Annotated in this window: 6 protein-coding genes and 1 pseudogene; 3 read left to right on the plus strand and 4 right to left on the minus strand. The window is 38.7% G+C overall.

What is annotated here, in order from left to right:
- Positions 1–141: 141 nt before the first annotated feature.
- Positions 142–357: pseudogene (locus IM475_RS11850) on the plus strand (Uma2 family endonuclease); the annotation flags it as partial.
- Between the two features lie 158 nt (positions 358–515).
- Here the strand turns inward: IM475_RS11850 and gifA are convergent.
- From gifA to IM475_RS11870, 4 genes are all read right to left on the minus strand, one after another.
- Positions 516–683 (minus strand): glutamine synthetase inactivation factor IF7A, encoded by a 168-nt coding sequence (gene gifA / locus IM475_RS11855; RefSeq protein WP_002739262.1) that lies wholly within the window; start codon positions 681–683, stop codon positions 516–518.
- A gap of 229 nt (positions 684–912) precedes the next feature.
- Entirely contained in the window at positions 913–1,500 is a 588-nt protein-coding gene (locus tag IM475_RS11860) for a hypothetical protein (protein ID WP_287727680.1), read from the minus strand.
- Positions 1,501–1,825: 325 nt separating this feature from the next.
- Positions 1,826–2,701 (minus strand): hypothetical protein, encoded by an 876-nt coding sequence (locus IM475_RS11865; protein ID WP_287727682.1) that lies wholly within the window; start codon positions 2,699–2,701, stop codon positions 1,826–1,828.
- The gene (locus tag IM475_RS11870; RefSeq protein ID WP_287727684.1) at positions 2,688–2,996 is read right to left on the minus strand and encodes a hypothetical protein; all 309 of its coding nucleotides are present in this window, start codon (positions 2,994–2,996) and stop codon (positions 2,688–2,690) included. The genes IM475_RS11865 and IM475_RS11870 overlap by 14 nt, the downstream gene beginning before the upstream one ends.
- A gap of 144 nt (positions 2,997–3,140) precedes the next feature.
- On the opposite strand from IM475_RS11870, the gene IM475_RS11875 reads away from it, so the two are divergent.
- Together IM475_RS11875 and IM475_RS11880 are read left to right on the plus strand one after the other, a co-directional pair.
- On the plus strand, positions 3,141–4,397 hold the full coding sequence (locus tag IM475_RS11875; RefSeq protein ID WP_287727686.1) for an AAA-like domain-containing protein: 1,257 nt from the start codon (positions 3,141–3,143) through the stop codon (positions 4,395–4,397).
- A 176-nt stretch (positions 4,398–4,573) separates the two neighbouring features.
- The gene (locus tag IM475_RS11880) at positions 4,574–6,835 is read left to right on the plus strand and encodes an AAA-like domain-containing protein (protein ID WP_287727687.1); all 2,262 of its coding nucleotides are present in this window, start codon (positions 4,574–4,576) and stop codon (positions 6,833–6,835) included.
- Positions 6,836–6,981 lie beyond the last annotated feature (146 nt).

The raw sequence follows: 6,981 nt of genomic DNA on the forward strand, positions 1-6,981 counted from the left end.
AAATACACGGCAGAAGTCGTCGACATGACAGAAAAGAGCTTCTAGACTAGACATAGATGGGTTGGGGGTGCTGAGTTTATATATTTTTCAGCTTACTAGCCCCCGCCTTTTCTTTCCTCCCTTATCCCGAACTGACGTTATCAACGTTTGGGATTATGGTTAGGAGTCTGGATGGGCAGCATCCAACGAGAAGAAGCCCCTTGCCTACGTTTTTATGACCTAGACGGCAATTTAATGCTCCTACCTGCGGAATTAGCCGAAATTGAACGTCAGAATGCTGAAGGCGAACGTCAACGGGCGGAACGTTTAGCGGCGCAATTACGGCAATTAGGCATAAATCCCGATGAAACCGCGTAATCGGCCCAGGACTGACCCCTATCTCTAAAAACCGAAAACCCACACATTCCGATCTCGGTTTGTGTGGGCTGATTGTTCACTTAATTCTAAGATTGAAAGCTTACACTTTGGCGAAATCTAAGAGCTTAACTCAGAGTAACACCAGAGCGATCATAAGTTTAGGAAGAGAAGTCGGCCGAGAAGCGACGTTGAACGGTTTCCCCGTGGCCATTGTCATTGTCAATACCGATTTCAGAAGCACTTCTCCCTAACATCGATTGTTGACGATTTTTGACGGCATGGTGGTGACGCATCATTAAGGCGCGAGCTTGTTGTTCTGTAGACATAATCATTTCCTCCGAGCTGCAAATAGTGTTTCGAACTTTTTTAATCACCCACTAATATGTATAACATACAATTCTGTATCTATTTTTACAAAACGCCCTAATCCCAGAAAAATTAACAAAACTTTACAATAGGAGACGGTCGGCAGCAGTCAGAAGTCAGGAGATTGCTTTTATTTATTCTCCCCACCCCCCAATTCATAATTCATAATTCCCAAGACATCAATCGCCCTCATACCTTAATCGAACTAGGTTCATCGACGGCGGCGATAATGCGATGACAACCGGAAAAGGGTTGCGCCCATTGATACTGGTGTTCTAAAGGATTACCCCAACAGAGACCGAGATATAATTCTGTGCGCGCCACATCTAATTCCGCCCATTCGGACTGGGCAACTAATTCGGCTAGAGAATCGGCGGAAATGGGACGACGAGAGTTAAGCGCCCACCAAAAATTCATATTAGGGGTGATACTGTTCCAAAACTCTAAAACCGAGGCTTTGGCGGCCATGAGAATTTCCTTGTCACCCGCCACGGCAACTAATTGATTATGAATTTCGGGATAACGGAGAGTGCGATCGCCCCATTGACAAACACGCCAGATAATGCCCGAAACCTGATATTTTTGTTGATAATCGTGAATTTGGCGGCGAAAATCCTGATAGGCGAAGACTTTGCCCACCTTTTCTAGATTGATCGCCTTGGCAATCACCGGATTATCAATGCGCTCCGCCGGAGAGAGTAACAGACGTTCCCCTTTGCAAGTGGCGTGCATTTCTCGCTCGAGGATTTCAATTAACTGCTGTGTCGAGTAAGCCATACTACCGCTCTTACCTGAGAGAGGATTTCTTTTTATCATAAACTCGAATTTCCGTAGTGGAAAGGCTCGATCGCTAGAAAATTGTCAATCATCGGAAATATTGGCAGTATACCCCTTAATACTTATCGGCGAAAAAACCCCTCAAAACACCTGTCAGGGAGAGAAGACAGTCTAACTGCTAGGTTTTACATCGGTTACTTTTTTTCTGGTCCAGATGGCGAGAATTGTCAGGAAAAGTCAACCCGTCACTCCCCCTCAAGGATTTTTATCGATTCCAGTTAATCGACAAAAACAGTACAAGTGTATTTAATTAACTGGCCGACGTTTAATTTATCCTACTATTCCCCTGTTCTATTTCTCCCAGTCTTATTAAAATTCTTGATTGTTTTGGGTCACTTCTAATTTGATTGATATCTTTATAAGTAAAACCCATAGTAAATAATAACCATATTAATTCTTCTTTCTGATCGCTGCCACTAAATCCTCCTAGAATAGCGTCTAATCTTCTTTGATAGTTCTTTTGCGTTCTTTCCAGTGTATATCTCCCGATTAATTCTTCGATGTATTTTTGAATAATAAGTCTTTGAAAACGATCAAATTCATATCTGGTATCATCATATAGTCTGTTTCTCTCCGATGCCAATTTCTCGTCGAAAGTCTCCATAATAGATATTTGAAATTCTTTGTACAACTCTAATAGCTTTTTGATCAGACTGGAGACAGGATTAATTGTCGATGGGCTAAATCCACCCATTACTTGGTCAATTTGTTCTAAATTAGGGTTTAAGGAACTAATAATAAAACCAAAGACTAGAGCAATGATTAAACCAACATATACATTATCCTCGATCAAGCTTAATAGAGAAAATATAAGTTGAATGAGAAGGTATAAAAGTATTGATACAAAAATTTTGACAATTAATAAACAAAGGAAAGTATTTAAAAAATCCTTTTCTAAATCGGGAAATAAATGACGAATCCTAAAAGCTGAGAAATAGCTAATTCTAGTTTCAACTGCTACTCCAATAATTATCGCAGTCACCACAAAAGACCACCGATGTCCTTCCACAAATTTCTGTATTTCACTAGAAAGGTCGGTGGCGGCAGCTGTCTGAGAATCTACCAAAAATAGGTAATGGGTGAATGAACTGAAAAAAGGAAACTTATCTAATTCCGTTAGAACCTGACTACAAAATACCATTTACCCTGAGCCAACGAGTTTTCCAAGTGGGAGTAAAGATTTCGTAGTTTTTTTGTTTATTGACTTTGATATAGCCTTTGTCCTTTAGTTCTTTTAATTTATCTTGTAAGTCAGCTTCTCCAAGTCTATCTGTTTCAATTTTAAAGCTTACGACAGTGGCAGCCCTAACTTTGAGTAAATCAGATAAAAGAGACTTCTCCTCGGAGGTTAAATAATTGTCAGACTTAGCTGAAGTCCCAGAATCACCCTTATAAGTGTCATTGTCTTTGGACTTAGAAGGAAATATGTCAAGCATTCTGTTTTGTGTAGTTTATAAATACACTTCGACCAGTACACCTTGATCCTCAGTCATGACTCTCTGAGTTTATGACTGAGAATGACTGAGATATGTCTGAGTTTTTTGCGATAAAATAGAGATTGCGTCGATTGATGGAAGTTTATGGGGCGATCGCTTAAAGTAAAATCAGAATATATCCCTAGAGTCAAACAAGCAGTTAAACGCAATGGTTACGCAAGTCAACAGCGGCTTGCTGAGGAGTTAGGATTCGCAAAATCGACTATTAGCCTTTTTCTTAACGGTAAATCGATTAGTAATCTCAATTTTTTTGAAATTTGTCAAAAATTAGGCCTTGATTATCGAGAAATCGCTGACTGGGATGAGTTGGAGGAAACACCAGCTGCCACGTCTGAGGATGAGGGAGAAAACCGGGCCGCGGATTTTTCCAAGTATATTGAACGTCCTCCAGTGGAACAGCTTTGTCTGGAGACGGTGAGTCAAGCAGGTTCATTATTGCGGATTAAATCAGCCAAGGGGATGGGTAAAACCCTATTAGTCGATAGAATTTTGAGTCAAGTTGACAAAAGACAGTATAAAACCGTCAGTTTCAGTTTTTTACAAGCAAGTAAAGGAATTATCGGCGATTTAGACCGATTGCTCTCTTGGTTTGCTTTGATTATTTCCAAGAAATTAGGGTTAGCAGCTCTCTTTCAGGAAAAATGGCAAGAAGGATTAGGAATTTATAGCTGTACTGCCTATTTTGAAGATCATTTGCTCAAAAAGCTGGATAAACCCCTAATTTTAGTTTTAGAGGAGATAGATAGTCTCTTTACCTATACCAGCGTTGCCGACGATTTCCTTAGTTTATTTCGTCTTTGGCACGAGGAGGCAAAAAATAATAATACTTGGCAAAAGTTACACTTAATTATCACCTATTCCACAGAAAATTATGTTCCTGCTGACCTGAATAAATCTCCTGTGAATGTAGGAACAGAAATCCTGTTACCTGATTTTACTCTAGAACAGGTCTTGACTCTAGCTAATAAATATCAGGCTAACTTGGGAGAAGATGAACTGCAAAAAATAATTAATCTTGTCGGGGGACATCCCTATTTAATCCAAAAGGCGATTTATGGGATTACCCAAAAACAACTGTCTTTAGCAGATTTTTTAGAGACAGCAGCCGAGGAAGCGGGGATTTATGGGGATCATTTGCGAGGACATTTGCTAAACTTACAAGAACATCCAAACCTAGCAGCAGGAATGAAAAAGGTTGTAGAGTCCTCTTCTCCCGTTGATTTAGGTGCAACAATTAATTGGCAACTTCATAGTTTAGGATTAGTAACCTTTGTGCAGAATGCTGTTCAACCCCGTTATCCACTATACAGCGACTATTTTAGGTATCGCCTATCCTCCTAAAATCCAATATATTGAGTTAAACTGTTGTACATCTAAATCTAATATTCGTTTTCACCTGTTCCCCGTTCCCCCATCGAACCCAGAACTTTAAATGCGGACTAGCTTAGGGACAGATAACCTTTGATTAAATTATTCATCGAACTTAACCAATCAGACAAATTGCTAATTTTAATGCTATGGCGACCAATTTTTATCATGTTGGAGGCAGCGTTCCCCTAGATGCACCTAGTTATATCAAGCGGGAAGCAGATGATCTATTTTATAACTATCTAAAAAATGGACAGTATTGCTATGTGTTAAATTCCCGTCAAATGGGAAAATCAAGTTTGTGGGTACAGACACAAAAACGACTGAAAGAGGATAATATTGATTGTGCTACCATTGATTTGAGTGGTATAGGAAAAAACATCTCCGAAGATATTTGGTATCGAGTATTATTTGAGCAACTGGTTAAACGGTTTGCTCTTTCTATTCGGGGAAAAGAGCAAACTTGGTGGGATGAACGAGCCTATAAATCAGCTATTAATCGTCTTGATCAATTTGTTGATGAAATTCTCTTAGAGGAGATATACCAACCTATTGTTATCTGTTTCGATGAAATTGATAGCGTTCTGAGTTTAAAATTTTCCACAGATGATTTCTTTGCTTGGCTGCGTAGCTGTCATGAAAAACGTCCCCATAATAGGGATTACCAACGTCTAACCTTTTGTATGTTGGGGGTAGCGGCAGTTTCTAACTTTATTCTAGATAATTATCGTAGTCCTTTTAATATTGGTCAAGATATTCGATTATCTGGATTTACTATAAGGGATGCCAGAAAACTTGCCGAGGGATTGCAGGACAAAGTTATCGCACCGCAACGGGTTTTAGAGGAGGTTATAGAATGGACAGGTGGACAACCATTTTTAACTCAAAAAATTTGTCATTTAATCTCCACATCTCGCCCTGGATTTGGCAAGGAATCCCCAGCAACCCCGATTAATGTCGGCGATTTTATCCAGTCGCAAGTAATTAGTAACTGGGTATCTCAAGATAGTCCAGAACACCTAAAAACTATTCGGAATCGTTTATTAAATAATCGTTTATTAAATAAGCGTGTCACGGGTAGAAGAATGCTGAAGCTTTACCTAGAAATTTTAAGAAATGGTGAAATGACCGATGATGGTAGTCCCGATCAAATAGAATTACGCTTAACGGGATTGGTAGTTGAAGACCGACAAAAGTTAAAAGTTTATAATAAGATTTATAGAAATGTTTTTAATGAAACTTGGGTGACAACGGAATTAAATAAAATACCTCCATACATTGAAAAGTACGAAGTTTGGTTAAATTCAGGGGAAGATGACACTAAACTTCTTTATGATCAAGATTTAGCAGAAGCTTTAACTTGGAGTAAAAATCAAGATATTAATGAGTCAGAAAAGCGTTTTTTAGAGTTAAGTGAAATCGCAGCCAAACGAAAAGCACAGACAGCACGTCAAAGACAAGCACATCAACTGGCTGAAAAACAATTAACGCCCAAATTTGAGGAGAATCAACGAGCAGCTTTAATTGAGGAAACTTTAGCTTGGACGGGTGGTAACTTGGAGTTAACGGAAATAGTTATTCGTTTGCTAATCGACAATAAAAATGAGTTACGGAAAGGAGAAGAAAAACCAAAAATTGAACTATTGATTCAGAAAAATATTGTAGAAAATTGGTTACAAAATAAGGCAGCATCCCATTTCCAGAAAATACAAAACAGTCTCTTAACTCCTGATAAAAATGTTAGGTCAAGATTAGAAATCTATCAAGAAATTTTGCAGCAGGGGGGAGTCTTTGCTGATAACAAACCAGAAAAATTGGCACTTCAGCAAGCAGAATTAGTGATTAAGAATGATGATTATCTAGAAGTGACCAATCGAATTTATCAAGAGGTATTTAATGTTCAATGGGTTAAACAAGAACTAGAAAAATTAGATAAGGTGGAGAATTCTCCTGCTGGTTGCACTAAAATATTATCTTTCTTGGCACTATTAGGCTTTCTTGGATTTACTTTTTGGTCATTTTGGCAACCAAAAACTCCTGTGGGAACCCCCTCACCTAGTATTCCAGAAATTTGTGCTAAACGAGATTTTAATATTCCCTTAGAAAAGAATATTCAACAACTGCAAGAATTGGAAAGGAAACAAGGTGATCAGTTTCCTGAAAAGTGTGGGACTCAATTAAATGAATTAATGTTAATTCAGCAAGCAGTAGGACTAGCTAAAAATAATTTTGTGGCTGATGTGCCGGGTAGAGAAGGTGGTTTTGAAATTTTGTGCAAAATCCCCCCAACTTCTGATAACTTTAAAGAAGCTCAATCTTGGGCAAAAAGTTGGCATAATGACAGATATTGGAAATCGCGCATCGATCGAGCTTTGCAAGATAATCCAAATTGCCAAAAACTTATTGAATAAACATTAATTTTTCAATCACTAAATACCCCATCACTACCATTTAATTCCTCGGATAATGATACCCGGATTCCTTCCCTTCCCCGTGACCAAAATAGGGAGAATATGTCAGGAATATTGAAGGGTTGACTCCTGACAACAGGAGAGGA

This window comes from Microcystis sp. M061S2 (assembly GCF_020245605.1).
In the GTDB taxonomy this organism is placed as follows: Bacteria; Cyanobacteriota; Cyanobacteriia; order Cyanobacteriales; family Microcystaceae; genus Microcystis.

Bases quoted from the DNA above. Each gene is read 5' to 3' on its own strand.
- gifA (WP_002739262.1), bottom strand. From the start codon at position 683: ATGTCTACAGAACAACAAGCTCGCGCCTTAATGATGCGTCACCACCAT.
- IM475_RS11860 (WP_287727680.1), bottom strand. From the start codon at position 1,500: ATGGCTTACTCGACACAGCAGTTAATTGAAATCCTCGAGCGAGAAATG.
- IM475_RS11865 (WP_287727682.1), bottom strand. From the start codon at position 2,701: ATGGTATTTTGTAGTCAGGTTCTAACGGAATTAGATAAGTTTCCTTTT.
- IM475_RS11870 (WP_287727684.1), bottom strand. From the start codon at position 2,996: ATGCTTGACATATTTCCTTCTAAGTCCAAAGACAATGACACTTATAAG.
- IM475_RS11875 (WP_287727686.1), top strand. From the start codon at position 3,141: ATGGGGCGATCGCTTAAAGTAAAATCAGAATATATCCCTAGAGTCAAA.
- IM475_RS11880 (WP_287727687.1), top strand. From the start codon at position 4,574: ATGGCGACCAATTTTTATCATGTTGGAGGCAGCGTTCCCCTAGATGCA.